The following is a 12982-nucleotide window of genomic DNA, read 5'->3' on the forward strand; positions in this document are numbered from 1 at the left end:
CAGAAGACGACGAGGGGTCAGCGGACCTTCTGCCAGGGGCCGCCGGTCGCCGCGGCATCGGGCTGCTGGTTGCGCGTCCACCACTTCGCCTCGAAGCGCGTGCCGGCATGTACGACGACGTCTCCTGCGGTGAAGACGCGGGTGGGCGTCCACAGGACTGCCCCGTCGATGTCCGTCGCGAACTCCTGCCACGGACCCACGGGGTCGCCGGGGCGCTGGTCACGCGTCCACCACGACGCCTGCCACAGCCGCCCGTCGAGCGACACGAGCTCGCCGCCGGCATAGACGGTCTGCGCGCTCCACCCCGCAGCGGTGGGCAGGGACAGCGTCGCCGGCTCGACGGAGTCCGACACCGAGCGGACTCCGTTGACCCCCGTCACCTCGAAGGATGCCGCGGCGATCGAGCCCCGCGCGACGTCTTCTGTCGTGAGCCGGACGACGATCGCCTCGAGGGGTGCCGCCTCACCGGGGACGAGCGAGCCGACATCCGCTCCGGCAGCGGTCACGGCATCGAGCACGACGTTGCCCGTGTTCTCGACGGTGCGCGTCCAGGTCACGGTGTCGGAGGCATCCGCCACGCCGTTCCCGTTCTCGTCGGCCCAGTCTCCGACCGTCGCACCGGACAACGCGGGGGTGCGCGCGATCACGTCGATCTCGCCGCCCGCCACCGTCACGCGCTTCGTGGTCTGCCCTGCCGCCTCGACGGTCCAGGTGGTGTCGGCCACGAAGAAGCCGCGGTCGATGTCGGCCTGGGTCACGGTGTGGCGCGCCGACCCGCAGTCGTACCCCGCACCGACCGCGAGATCCCGGTAGCGGCAGTTGCCGGCCGCCGGCGGGAGGAAGGGCGAGAAGTCACCGGTCGCGGGAACGACGGTGACCACCATCGGGCTGCGGTTGTCGACCCGGAACGTATACGGCACCTGCGTGCCCACCGCGTACGGGTTCGCCGCCAGGTCGCGCCCGGCATCCGCCCGCGCGCCCGTGATCGTGGCCGCGAGCACGCCGTCGCGCAGCACCACGGGGGCAGCCGCGTGGGTCACGGTGACCGCGGGTGCCGAGCCGTCGACGGGAGCCACGGTGAACGCGAACTCCGGCGTGTACCAGCCACGATCGATGTCGGCCTGCGTGAGCGTGCGTCGAGGAGTGCTGCAGTTGTAGGCGTCGTAGGCCGGGAGATTCAGCCATCGGCACGCGGTGGGAGCGAAGCCGGCGGTGAAGGTGTTCGTCGCCGGAGTGACGACCGTCGTGACGCCCGCCGTGCTCACGACCCGCACTCGGAAGCTCAGCTGCTCCCCCACCGTGTACGGATTCGTCGCGACGTCGCGCGGGGCCGAGGTGTTCGTCGCCGTGAGGGTCGCTCCGAGCGCGGAGGACTGCGGAAGGGTGAGCGTCGCGGTGGTCTGACTGAGGCGTCCGTCGGCGGCGGTGAAGGCGGCCTGGAGACGCTGCTCACCAGAGACGCCCTGCGGGGCGGTGACCTGCACATTCACGGTGGCGCTCGCTCCCGGTGCGAGGCCGGTGATCTGCGCGGTGGTCGCGGTCCATCCGGCGGCGGTGTGGAAGGTCACGGTGCCGCTGAGCGCGGCCGCCTCCTGATTCGTGATCGTGACCGGGACCGTGGTGGCGACTCCGGCGGTCAGAGCGGTCTTCGGCACCGACAGTGGCGCACACGCCGCGTTCAGCCACGCGTCGTCGAACGAGGAGAACTGCATCGTGTTCGTGTAGCCCGCCTCCCACAGCACCCCGACCCTGCCGTCATCGATCGCCGTCGCGCTGGAGTAGGCGAAGGTCCCCGTCTCGAGCGTGCGCAGACCGGGCCAGGTCTCGCCGTCGTCGCAGGAGAGGCGCACCGCTCCGTTCACACGGTTGCTGTTCGCCCCGTTGGCGGCATTCGTGAAGATCAGCTTCTTCGCGTCGGCGCTGCCCGCGGCGGCGTCCGGATGCAGGCGGGTGATCGAGGCGTTGTTCGTGGGGTCGGGCAGCTCGGCGTCGCGGGTGACCGGACCATAGCTGTGACCGCCGTCGGTCGAGATCGCGACCTTGCGAAGACGCCCGTCGGAGCTGTCTCGCGAGTTGAGCATGACGCGTCCGTCGGAGAGCTCGACGACCTTGTTCTCGTCCATGCCGGTGCCGACGTATTCGCCACGCTGCCAGGTGTCGCCGCCGTCGTCGGAATACACCGAGTACGCCTGGATCGCGGTGGATCCGTCGGCCTGACGCACGGTGCCAGCGTACTGCTGGATGAGCCGCCCGGCATGCGCGCCGTAGCGCAGCTGGATCCCCTCGCCCGAAGTGGCGAACGTGCCCTTCACATCGCCCGCGACGGGCGTGTACACGCCCCCGCTGGTCGTGCCGTTGGAGGTCTTGGCGACGTCGGTGATGAGCCGCGGCACACTCCAGGTCGCGCCGCCATCGTCGGAATGGATCACGGCCGCTCCCAGAACCTGCCGGTTCGCGTCGTCGTCGCCGTAGGCACTCCCCTGGAACCCCTGGTCCTGGGAGCGCACGAAGAACGCGAAGACCCGACCGCTCTCCCGGTCGACGACGTAGCTCGGGTCGGAGTAGCCGTACTGGCCGCTCCCGGTCTTCCCCGCGGCGATGATCTGCAGCGGACCCCAGGTACGACCGTTGTCCGTCGAGCGGCGCTGGATGATCGAGTTGGGGTTGGGGGCGTCAGCGGCGCTTCCCGGCCGGGCATCCCACGCCGAGAGGACCACGCCGTCGCCGAGGTGGGTGAGCGCGGGGATCCGGTAGAAGTAGTTCGAGGCCGTGCGGTCGGCGCCGATGTTCAGTTCGAGGTAGTCGCCGGGGTCGGCGTTCGGATCGGTCAGATACCCGGGCGCCGGGGCCGCCGAGGCAGCGGCGGCGGGGAGGCTGAGCGCGAGGACCAGCGCTCCGATCGTGCCGCATCGCAGCAGGCGGCGGCTCCGGGAAGGGGGCGAGGGAGGAACGTGCATGGACAGACCTTTCTGTTCGTGCGGAAATATGACGTCTGATGTCAGATTTCAAGTCACTCTAGCGAGGGGTCTCCCCACGGACAAGGCCGGATCTCGTCGTCCCGCGAGCGGCGTTCGACTCCCCGGGCTCACGCGGCGAGCCGTCGACGACACCGCGCCGACGGCTGCCGCCGTTCCCTCCGGTCAGCCTGCGGCGCGCACCACCTCGAGGTTCCGCGCGACCGTGCGCAGGGCATCCGCCGCGGTGGTGTCGTCGGGGCGGCGGGCCGTCTTCAGCCCCAACCACTCGACGTCGCCCGCAGCGGCGAGCGCTGCGGCGACGTGCGCGTCGTCGAGGAGCGAAGCGGATTCCGGGTGGGTCGAGGCGATCGGCAGGTGCGCATCGCTCCACGGGTGGCCATACGGGCTCTGCACCGGGGCGGCCCCTGAGAACGCCAGGCCGACGAGGAGGCCGGACGCCGCCGCCGCCGCGATCTGCGCGGTGACGGCATCCGCATCGCGCAGCTCGATCGCGGAACGCCCCCAGTTGAGCCACACTCCGATCGGCAGTCCCGACGAGCGGATCGCGGCGATCTCGGCGTCCAAGGGCAGGAAACCCTTCTCAGGGACCCGGCCGGGCACGAACGCATCGCAGTGTTCGATGACCAGGCGCGCGCCGGACCAGTCGAGCGCGGCGACCTCCCCCAGCGAGCGCACGAGCGGCTCCATGGCGGCCGTCGCTCGCGGCGCGGAGTGCACCGTCACCACCGCGACGGATGCGGCGCTCTCGCCGTCGATGCGCGCGACGTCGGCGGCGACCCTCCGAAGATCGGCGACCGCCGCCGCGCGCCCCTCCTCATCGGCCGAGGCGAGGCCATACCCGGGGTGTGCCCCGACACGCCCCATGACGAACGGGATCGGGGTGACGGCGAGCGGCACGGCCGGCACGTTCGCGAGGAACCAGGCCTCGTCGTGCGGATGCAGGCCACCCGTCCACGGCACCTCGAGTCCGGCGACCCCGGGAAGCGCGCACAATGCGGGCAGCAGCGCGCCTTCGAGCACCGGATCCCAGTGCGCGTGGGCGGGAGAGGCCGGGTAGGCGCTGACGAGGATGGGCGCGGTCATGCGCGTGCTCCCGCGACGGCATCGGCGAACCAGGTGGTGATCGTGGACGGATGCGTGATGGCGGTGCCGACGCACACCGAGAACGCCCCGGCGGCGATCGCGGCCGCGGCGTGCTCGGGTGTGTGGACGCGCCCCTCGGCGACGATCGGGCGGCGGCAACGGGCGGCGATCAGCGCGATGAGCTCCAGGTCGGGCCCGGTGGTCTTCGGGCGCTCTCCGGTGTATCCCGACAGGGTGGTGCCGAGGATATCGGCGCCGGCGGCCTCGGCGGCGATCGCGTCGTCGAGGGAGCCGCAGTCGGCCATGATCAGCGCGTCGGTGTGCGCGCGAAGGCCCGCGATCGTCTCCGCGAGCGTCAGCCCGTCCGGGCGCGGGCGCCGCGTCCCGTCGATCGCGACGATGTCGGCGCCCGCGTCGGCCACGGCCCGAGCGTGCCGGAGCGTCGGCGTGATGAAGACCTCGGCGTCGCCGTCCTTCCACAGCCCCACGATCGGAACAGGGAGGTGTGCCGTCGCGCGGATGTCATCGAGCCCCTGCACGCGGATTCCGGCTGCTCCTCCGGCCAGGGCGGACGCCGCGACCTGCGCCATCGTGCGGGGGTCGCGCATGGCCTCACCCGGGTAGGCCTGGCACGAGACGATCAGTCCTCCCCGCAGTCGTTCGAGGGTGTCGGTGAATCTCATGGTCGCCTCCAGGCGGATGCCGCGGCTCCGCGCAGCGGTGCGTCGTCGCCGAGCGTGCCCGGCAGGATGGGGGTGTTCTGCAGCGCATCGATCGCCTCGGCGTGGAAGGCGGCGCGCATCGGAAGCCACCAGGACTCACCGATGTTCGGCACGCCCCCGGTGACCACGATGCGCTCAGGGTCGAGAAGCGTCGCCGCCCCCGCGAGGGCCCGCCCCACCGCCGCGGCCGACTCGTCGAGGGCCCGGCGGGCGATGGGGTCCGCGGCCGCAGCTGCCAGCGCGACCCCCCGCGCATCGGTGATGCCGGGATCGCCTCCGAGAGACCGGAAGTGCCGATGCATCCCGATGCCGGAGCCGATGGCCTCGAGGTGCCCGAAGCGCCCGCAGGGGCAGCGCAGGTGTGCGGCTCCCGGCACGGGCAGGTGCGCGATCTCCCCCGCGACGTGATGCGCACCCCGCACGGCCCTGCCGTCGAGCACGACTCCTGCACCGACACCGGTGCCGACCGCGACGACGAGCGCACTCGCCGCCCCGGCCGCGGCACCGTGTCGATGCTCTCCTGCCGCGTGCGCGTCGACGTCGTTCTGCACGGCGACGGGAGCGTCGGGGAGCAGATGCGCGCCGAGTCCCGAGCGCACGAGTGCGGCCAGCGGTGTACCCGGCCAGTCCGCGAACGTATCCGTGGCGGAAACGATCGTCCCGGTTCCGGCATCCACGACCCCGGCCGTGCCGATGCCGACGCCCGAAAGGCGCAGCCCGCTGCCGGCGAGGAGACGTCCGGCGAGCGCGACCACGGTGGCGACGACCGCCACCGGTCCCTGGGCCGCCGGCGTCGCGGCCACCTCGGTCCGCAGGAGTGCATCGTCGCGGTCGGCGAGGGCCGCGGCCGTCTTGGTGCCGCCGATGTCGACGGCGAGGACGACCTCGCCCATCAGCCGACGGCGACCGGGAGCAGATGCAGCTCGTCGAGGATGTCGCGGATGCGGGCGACCGCGTCGACGTCGAGCGCCTGCACGGTGTTCGCCATCGTGGCGTGATCGATGATGCCACGGGCGTGCATGGCCGCCTTGAACGCGCCGACACCGGTCGCATCGCCCGAGAGGCCCTTCGGCTGGAACACGATGTCGAACAGGCGGTTGATGCGCTCCTGCTCGGCCCGAGCCGTCTCCCAGTCGCCGCTCTTCGCGGCCTCCCACAGTCGCACGTACCCCGCGGCCTCCACGTTCGCGAGCCCGGGAACCACGCCGTCGGCACCGGCGAGGGCCATGGCGTCGACGACGACCTCATGTCCGGTGAGCAGCTGCAGCGGACCCCCTGCGGCATCGTTCGCCGCGATCAGGCGCCGGAACGAGACGTCGTCACCCGAGGAATCCTTCACGCCGTGGATGACCCCTTCGGTGCCCAGCTGCACGAGCAGGTCGATGCCGAGCTTGGAGTGCACGCGCACCGGCACGTCGTAGGCCCACAGCGGGGCGTGGATGGCCGCCGCGATGGTGCGGAAGTGGTCGGCGACCTCGGCTGCCGAGTTCAGCGTGTACAGCGGAGCCGTCGTGACGATCGCCTGGGCGCCGGCCTCGATCAGACGACGGGCGGTCCCGATGATGCGCGGCGCCGTGAGCTCGATCGCGCCGGCGATGACCGGCACCCGACCGGCGTTCGCGGCGACGATCGTGCGGAGCAGCTCGACGCGCTGGTCGTCGGTGAAGTACGCGGTCTCGCCGGTGGAGCCGAGCGCGAACAGTCCTGACACCCCCTCGGCGACCAGACGGTCGACGAGGCGGGAGAGGGAGACGTGGTCGATCGATCCGTCCTCGAGCAGCGGGGTGGCGACGGGCGGGACGACGCCCGCGAAGACGGGGGCGGGAGAGGCAGCAGACATGTGTGTTCCGGTCGTTTCAGTGGTGGGGTTCGAGCAGCGAGGGCGCAGCGCCCAGCAGCGTTCTGGTGTACTCGTCGGAGGGCGCGTCGAACACGCGGGCCGCATCGCCGAACTCGACGACGCGCCCCTTGTTCATCACGGCGATCTCGTCGGAGAGATAGCGGACGGTCTGGATGTCGTGGGAGATGAACACCATCCCGAGGCCGAGTTGATCCTTCAGATCGGTCAGCAGATTGAGGATCTGGGCGCGCACCGAGACGTCGAGCGCCGAGGTGGGCTCGTCGGCGACGATCACCTGCGGGTCGAGCACGAGCGCCCTGGCGATCGCCACACGCTGGCGCTGGCCACCCGAGAGCTGGCTGGGCAGGGCGTCCAGGGCCGATGCCGGCAGTCCGACGAGACCGATCAGGTCGCGCACCTTTCGGCTCCGGGTCGACGGGCTGCCGAGGCGGTGCACCTGCATCGGGTCGAGCAGCGCATCGCGCACCGTCATCCGCGCGTTCAGGGCGGTCGCCGGATCCTGGAACACCACGGAGAGGATGCGGCCGAGTCGTCTGCGCACGGCGGGCGTGAAGGATCGCACCGGCTCTCCCCCGAACACGACCTGCCCGCTCGTGGGCTTCTCGAGGCCGATGAGCACCTTGGCCGAGGTCGACTTGCCCGACCCCGACTCGCCGACGATGCCGAGCGTCTGCCCGCGCTTCACGGTGAGCGAGACCCCCGCCAGCGCGTCCACGTACTGCGGCCGGAAGAGCGAGGAGGCACGGGTCTTGTAGCGGACGTGCACGTCCTTGAGCTCGATGACGGGTTCGCTCATCGTCCTGCTCCGATCGGCTCGACGGGCGCATCGTCGGGATGCGCGGAGTAGTAGTGCTCGGTTCCTGCGATGTGCCGCCGCACCGGGGCGACGCCCGCGTACCGGGCGGGGTCGCTGGAGCGCGGCGCGAAGCGGTCGCCCGTCGGGAAGTCTCGCGGCGACGGCACGACGCCCGAGACCTGATGAAGACGATCGGAACCGGCCTCGATCGAGAGCACCGCGCCGAGGAGCCCCTGCGTGTACTCGTGCACCGGCTGGGTCAGCACCTCTCTGGTCGTGCCCTGCTCGACGACCTGGCCCGCGTACATCACCGTGATCCGGTGCGTGAGCTCGGCGACGAGCGCGAGGTCGTGCGAGACGAACAGGAGCGCGAATCCGAGCTCCTTCTGCAACCGCATGAGCAGGTCGACGACCTGCGCCTGCACCGTGACGTCGAGGGCCGTGGTCGGCTCATCGGCGATCACCAGTCGCGGGTTCCGGGTGAGCGCCATGGCGATGAGCACGCGCTGCCGTTGGCCTCCCGAGAGCTCGTGCGGGTACGAGGCGAGGGTGCGTTCGGGGTCGAGACCCACGAGCTCCAGCAGCTCCCTGGCGGTGCGGGTGCCGCCGCGCGACGTGAGCTGCTTCATCTGGGAGCGGATGAGCATGGCCGGATTGAGGGAGCTCAGCGCGTCCTGGTAGACCATCGCGATGTCGTGGCCGCGCAGCGCGTTGCGCTCCTTGGGTGCCATCTGCAGCAGGTCCTCGCCGTCGAACAGGATGCGCCCGCGGATGTCGGCTTTCGGATCGAGCAGGCCCATGATCGCGAGCGAGGTGATCGACTTGCCGCAGCCCGACTCCCCCACCAGCGACATCGTCTCGCCGGGGCGCACCGTGAAGCTGACGTGGTCGACCACGTCCACGTCGCCATGACGGGGGAACGAGATGCACAGATCCTGCACGTCGAGCAGAGGCTTCTCCTCCGCCGTGTACACCAGGCGGTCGGTGCGCGAGAGCTCGCGCTGACGGAGCTCGGCCAGTCGCTCGGCGAGAGGAACGGCCTCGGCGCGCGGCACCAGGGTGTCGGGCACCCCGCTCGGAACGGAGAGGTTCACCGCCGTGTCGACGGTGGGGATCACGTGGGTGTCGTCGGGGATCGCTGCGACCTCGAGCTCGTGCGTGGACTCCTCGGTGCCCGCGGCATCCGCGGTGATCTTGCGTGCCCGCGGCGACACCATCGCATCGGTCATCCCCTCCGAGAGGATGTTGAGGCACAGCACCGTGAGCATGATGAGGATGCCGGGGAAGAAGGTCGCCCACCACGCGCCGCTCATCAGCAGATTGCGGCCGGCGGCGATCACGTTGCCCCACGACGGCTCGGGGTCGGGAACCCCGGCCTGCAGGAACGACAGCGAAGCCTCGAACACGATCGCGTCGGCGACGAGCACGGTCGCGAACACCAGCACGGGGGCCATGGCGTTGCGCGCCACGTGGCGGACGATGATGCGCGGGGTGCCCGCGCCCATCACGCGCACGGCCGAGACGTAGTCCTCGCCGTACTGGTCGAGGATGTTGGCGCGGACGATGCGGGTGAGCTGCGGCACATAGAGGAACGCGATCGTGAGCACGAGCACGGGGAGCGACTTGCCGAACACCGCCACGAAGACGGCGGCGAGCGCGATGCCGGGGAACGACATCACGACGTCCATGACGCGCATGAGCGTCTCGGAGATCCACCTCGGGGCCGTGGCGGCGATCGTCCCGAGCACGCAGGCAGCCAGCAGCGCGACGAGTGTCGCGCCGATGCCGATCACGAGCGAGTAGCGGGCACCGAAGACGAGACGGGAGAAGATGTCGCGGCCCTGACGGTCGGTGCCGAACCAGTGCTCCGCGCTCGGCGGCTGCACCGGAGTCCCGGACGCCAGCGGGTCGAAGGGCGCGATGAGCGGTGCGAAGATCGCCGCCAGCCCGATGATCGCCAGCACGGCGATGCAGATGATCGATCCGAGGGACAGCCGGCCCCAGCGGAGACCGGGAACGGAGAGACGTTCCGTGAGTTTGCGTCGCATGTCACACCGCCCGGATTCGAGGATTGATGAGCACGTACAGGAGGTCGACGATGATGTTGATCACGACGAAGGCGAGCGCCACGGCGAGCGTCACACCCTGCACGAGGTTGGGTTCGTTGTTGGTGACGCCGTTGAGGATGAGCGTTCCCATTCCCGGGATGGCGAAGATGATCTCGATCACGACCGCACCGCCGAGCAGGTAGCCGATGCGGAGTCCGAGCACGGTGACCGGGGTGATCAGGGCGTTGCGCAGCACATTGCGACCGACGACGATCACTCGCGGGATGCCGGCGCCCAGGGCGGTGCGCACGTAGTCGCGGTCGAGCTCCTCGACCATCGAGGTGCGCACGACGCGGGAGAGCTGACCGATCACCGGCACGGCGAGCGCGATGGCGGGGAGGGTCATGCGGGCGAGCCATCCGGCGGGGTCGCTCCAGAAATCCGGGAGCGGCCCGGAGGCGGGCAGCAGGTTCAGGCCGAGGGTGAAGACCTGGATGAGCAGGATGGCGAGCCAGAACGACGGCGTGGAGAGCGCCGCGACGCCGAACACGCGGATCACCTGATCGGGCCAGCGGTCGCGGTAGACGGCGGCGAGGACGCCGATCACGAAGGCGACGATCACCGCGATGAGGAGCCCGAGGAAGGTGAGGGCCAGGGTCACCGGGAAGGCGCGGGCGACCTCGTCGATCACCGGGAGACTGCGTGCGGAGTAGGTGCCGAGGTCGCCCTGCACGAGTCCGAGCAGGAAGTTCACGTAGCGGACGAACAGCGGGAGGTCGAGGCCGTGGTCCTCGCGGTACGCCTCGAGGGCTTCGGGCGACGCCGTCTCGCCGAGCGCGGTGCGCGCCGGGTCTACGGGGGAGAACGACATCACGAAGAACACGAGGAACGTGATGCCGAGGATCATCAGCGGCAGCTGCAGCAGTCGCCGGCCGATGAGGCGGAGCGTGTGGGACACGTGCCGCTCCTTCCGGGGGTATGGGAGAGACAGGGGGCGCACTCGTCGGGTGAGCGCGCCCCCTGGTGCGGGCTACTTCGCCGCCACGCCGACGTCGAGGAACGACAGTCCGGTGGTGGGGACGGGCTGGAATCCGACCAGCTCCTGGCTGCTCCATGCGGTCGGCAGCTTGCGGTGGAACAGCGGGTAGAGCACGGCCTGGTCGGAGAGCAGGTCGTAGGCCTCGTCCCAGGTCTTCTGCTGCTCCTCGCCCTCCTGCTGGACGGCGGTGTCGAGGAGCGTGCGCAGCTGGGCGTACTCGGGAGAGTCGGCCCAGTTGGTGCGGGTCTGGGTCCAGACGTTCTCGCCGTACCACCAGTTCATGAGCAGGTCGGGGTCGACGCCGAAGACCGAGGGGTCACCGGGGGCCACGGCCACCGTGTAGTCGCCGGAGTCGACCTTCTCGTACATCGACGCGGACTGCCCGATGTCGAGCGTCGTGTCGATGCCGATCGCGTCGAGGGACTCCTTGATCAGCGGGGCGACCTCCTTGACCCATCCGGTGTCGGTGGTGAGCAGGGTGATGGACAGGTCGGAGACGCCCGCGTCGGCGAGCAGTTCCTTCGCCTTCTCGGGGTCGTAGGTGTAGACCGTGGAGGCCTCGTGGTAGTTCGGGTAGGTCTCGGGCAGGAACGAGGTCGCGGGCGTGGCGTTGCCGAGCATGCCGGTGCCGATGATCTTGTCCATGTCGAGGGCGTAGTGCAGGGCCTGGCGCACGCGGACGTCGTCGAACGGCGCCGCCTTGGTGTTGAACATCATGAACAGCAGGCCGAACGACTGCACGCTGTCGACGTCGGCCGAGGAGGCGAGCGCGTCGACGTCGATGTACGGCACGTCCTCGATCGCCTGCACGGTGCCCGTGGACATCGCGGTGACGCGAGCGGAGGCGTCGGAGAGCAGGTTCCAGTTCATGCCGGCGGCGAGCGCGGGGCGCGGCCCGTTGTAGTCGTCGTAGCGCTCGAAGACGAGCTTGTCCTCGGGAACGGCCGACACCAGCGAGTACGGACCGGAACCGACGGGGTTGGTGGCGAAGCCCTCGGGGTCGGCTTCGACGACCGACTTCGGGACGATCTTGACGACACCGAGGCGGTCGTTGATCAGCGAGAACGGGTAGTCGGTGGTGATCCGCACGGTGTCGTCGTCGACCGCGGTGACGGTGTCGATGAAGTCGACGAACGACAGGAAGAGCGAGTTGTTGTTCGGGTCGAGCACGCGGTCGTAGCTGAAGACCACGTCGTCGGCGGTGACCGGATCGCCGTTCTGGAAGGTGGCGCCTTCGCGGAGGTCGATCTCGTAGGTCGTGTCGTCGATCTTCGTCGGGAGGTCGGCGGCGAGGGCGGGGGCAGATTTCTGGGTGACGGGGTCGAGGTCGACCAGCCCCTCGAAGATGTGCCAGTTCGCCGAGACCGTGACGGCGCCCGACGCGACCATCGGGTCGAAGCTGCCGTTCAGCGTGTACGAGATGCCCGCTTCGATGATGCCGTCGGGGTCGATCTCGCTCGCGGCTGCGCTCTCGTCGGGAGTGCTGGTGGTGCCCGCGCCGCAGCCGGCGAGGGCGACGGACGCGGCGACTGTGCCGGCGACCGCCATCGCGAATCGACCCGCGCGGCGGCGGGTGATGTGTCGGTTCATGTGTGCTCCAGGGTGGTGGGGGGAACATCTTGAGGACATCTGATGTCTGATGTACTCTAAACACAGGTTCGATCAGATCACAAGAGTGAGATGATCGGAGCGTTTCTGCCAGGCACGAGAGGGAGCCCCATGAAGTCCACCACGAGTAGGGCGTCACGCATGCGGCGCTCGACCACGGCGGATCAGATCAAGCAGCTCATCCTGACCCGGGGGCTCACGCCGGGCGACCCGCTGCCGACCGAGGCGGAGCTCTGCGAGGAGCTCGACGTCTCGCGATCCTCCGTGCGCGAGGCGATCCGCACGCTCTCGACCCTCGACATCGTCGATGTGCGTCACGGCCACGGCACGTATGTCGGACCGATGTCGCTGGACCCGATGGTGGAAGCCCTCGTGTTCCGCGGGGTGCTGTCGCCGGAGGGATCCCTGCAGGCGCTGCGGGAGGTCGTCGAAGTGCGCCTGGCGCTGGATCTGTCGATGGCCGAACGCGTGGTGGCCGCCGCTCAGGACGACCCCGACCCCGAGCTCGACGCCCTGGTGGCCGACATGGTCGCCAAGGCTGAGCGCGGGGAGCACTTCCTCGACGAGGACCGCGCGTTCCACACCCGCCTCTTCGGCGCGATCGGCAACCGCCTGGTCGGTCAGCTGGTCGGCGCCTTCTGGGATGTGCACACGGCCGTGCTCCCCCAGCTGGGCATCCCTCAGCCCGACGACATCCACAAGACGGCGAAGGCGCACGGCGACATGCTCGACGCCGCACGTTCGGGTGATGTCGAACGCTATCGGCAGGCCGTCATCGAGCACTATCAGCCGCTGCAGCGTGTGCTCGCGAGCGCGGCGGAGGAATCCCAGGGCTGAGGTCGCCGCC

At 70.2% G+C, this 12982-nt stretch carries 10 protein-coding genes; 1 reads left to right on the forward strand and 9 read right to left on the reverse strand.

Features of this window, described 5'->3' with window-relative positions; all coding sequences use genetic code 11:
* Window positions 1-17 precede the first annotated feature (17 nt).
* The 9 genes from DW307_RS10840 to DW307_RS10880 all read right to left on the reverse strand — a co-directional run bounded on the left by DW307_RS10840 (window position 18) and on the right by DW307_RS10880 (window position 12117).
* Complete coding sequence (locus tag DW307_RS10840) at window positions 18-2957, reverse strand: exo-alpha-sialidase (RefSeq protein ID WP_136024713.1); 2940 nt, start codon at window positions 2955-2957, stop codon at window positions 18-20.
* Window positions 2958-3140: 183 nt separating this feature from the next.
* Window positions 3141-4061 carry a DUF4862 family protein gene (locus DW307_RS10845; RefSeq protein ID WP_136024714.1) on the reverse strand — a complete coding sequence of 307 codons (921 nt, stop codon included), beginning with the start codon at window positions 4059-4061 and terminating at the stop codon, window positions 3141-3143.
* Window positions 4058-4744, reverse strand: coding sequence for an N-acetylmannosamine-6-phosphate 2-epimerase (locus DW307_RS10850; RefSeq protein WP_136024715.1), 687 nt, complete (start codon window positions 4742-4744; stop codon window positions 4058-4060). Before DW307_RS10850 ends, DW307_RS10845 begins: the two co-directional genes overlap by 4 nt.
* On the reverse strand, window positions 4741-5676 hold the full coding sequence (locus tag DW307_RS10855; protein ID WP_136024716.1) for an ROK family protein: 936 nt from the start codon (window positions 5674-5676) through the stop codon (window positions 4741-4743). The genes DW307_RS10850 and DW307_RS10855 overlap by 4 nt, the downstream gene beginning before the upstream one ends.
* Entirely contained in the window at window positions 5676-6623 is a 948-nt protein-coding gene (locus DW307_RS10860) for a dihydrodipicolinate synthase family protein (RefSeq protein WP_136024717.1), read from the reverse strand. Before DW307_RS10860 ends, DW307_RS10855 begins: the two co-directional genes overlap by 1 nt.
* 16 nt (window positions 6624-6639) lie before the next feature.
* A complete protein-coding gene (locus DW307_RS10865; RefSeq protein WP_021199493.1) occupies window positions 6640-7440 on the reverse strand; it encodes an ABC transporter ATP-binding protein in 801 nt (266 codons plus the stop codon).
* Complete coding sequence (locus DW307_RS10870) at window positions 7437-9488, reverse strand: dipeptide/oligopeptide/nickel ABC transporter permease/ATP-binding protein (protein ID WP_136024718.1); 2052 nt, start codon at window positions 9486-9488, stop codon at window positions 7437-7439. The genes DW307_RS10865 and DW307_RS10870 overlap by 4 nt, the downstream gene beginning before the upstream one ends.
* A 1-nt stretch (window position 9489) precedes the next feature.
* Complete coding sequence (locus DW307_RS10875; protein WP_021199491.1) at window positions 9490-10446, reverse strand: ABC transporter permease; 957 nt, start codon at window positions 10444-10446, stop codon at window positions 9490-9492.
* Between the two features lie 72 nt (window positions 10447-10518).
* Window positions 10519-12117 (reverse strand): ABC transporter substrate-binding protein, encoded by a 1599-nt coding sequence (locus tag DW307_RS10880; protein ID WP_021199490.1) that lies wholly within the window; start codon window positions 12115-12117, stop codon window positions 10519-10521.
* A gap of 159 nt (window positions 12118-12276) precedes the next feature.
* Here DW307_RS10880 and DW307_RS10885 point away from each other — a divergent pair, with 159 nt between their 5' ends.
* Window positions 12277-12972, forward strand: a complete 696-nt coding sequence (locus DW307_RS10885; protein ID WP_021199489.1) for a FadR/GntR family transcriptional regulator — start codon at window positions 12277-12279, stop codon at window positions 12970-12972.
* Window positions 12973-12982: the final 10 nt, after the last annotated feature.

It is taken from the genome of Microbacterium sp. K27 (genome assembly GCF_004794435.1).
Taxonomy (GTDB): domain Bacteria; phylum Actinomycetota; class Actinomycetes; order Actinomycetales; family Microbacteriaceae; genus Microbacterium; species Microbacterium maritypicum_A.

Excerpts from the sequence above, each read along its gene's own strand:
- DW307_RS10840 (WP_136024713.1), bottom strand. The coding sequence starts at position 2,957 with ATGCACGTTCCTCCCTCGCCCCCTTCCCGGAGCCGCCGCCTGCTGCGA.
- DW307_RS10845 (WP_136024714.1), bottom strand. The coding sequence starts at position 4,061 with ATGACCGCGCCCATCCTCGTCAGCGCCTACCCGGCCTCTCCCGCCCAC.
- DW307_RS10850 (WP_136024715.1), bottom strand. The coding sequence starts at position 4,744 with ATGAGATTCACCGACACCCTCGAACGACTGCGGGGAGGACTGATCGTC.
- DW307_RS10855 (WP_136024716.1), bottom strand. The coding sequence starts at position 5,676 with ATGGGCGAGGTCGTCCTCGCCGTCGACATCGGCGGCACCAAGACGGCC.
- DW307_RS10860 (WP_136024717.1), bottom strand. The coding sequence starts at position 6,623 with ATGTCTGCTGCCTCTCCCGCCCCCGTCTTCGCGGGCGTCGTCCCGCCC.
- DW307_RS10865 (WP_021199493.1), bottom strand. The coding sequence starts at position 7,440 with ATGAGCGAACCCGTCATCGAGCTCAAGGACGTGCACGTCCGCTACAAG.
- DW307_RS10870 (WP_136024718.1), bottom strand. The coding sequence starts at position 9,488 with ATGCGACGCAAACTCACGGAACGTCTCTCCGTTCCCGGTCTCCGCTGG.
- DW307_RS10880 (WP_021199490.1), bottom strand. The coding sequence starts at position 12,117 with ATGAACCGACACATCACCCGCCGCCGCGCGGGTCGATTCGCGATGGCG.
- DW307_RS10885 (WP_021199489.1), top strand. The coding sequence starts at position 12,277 with ATGCGGCGCTCGACCACGGCGGATCAGATCAAGCAGCTCATCCTGACC.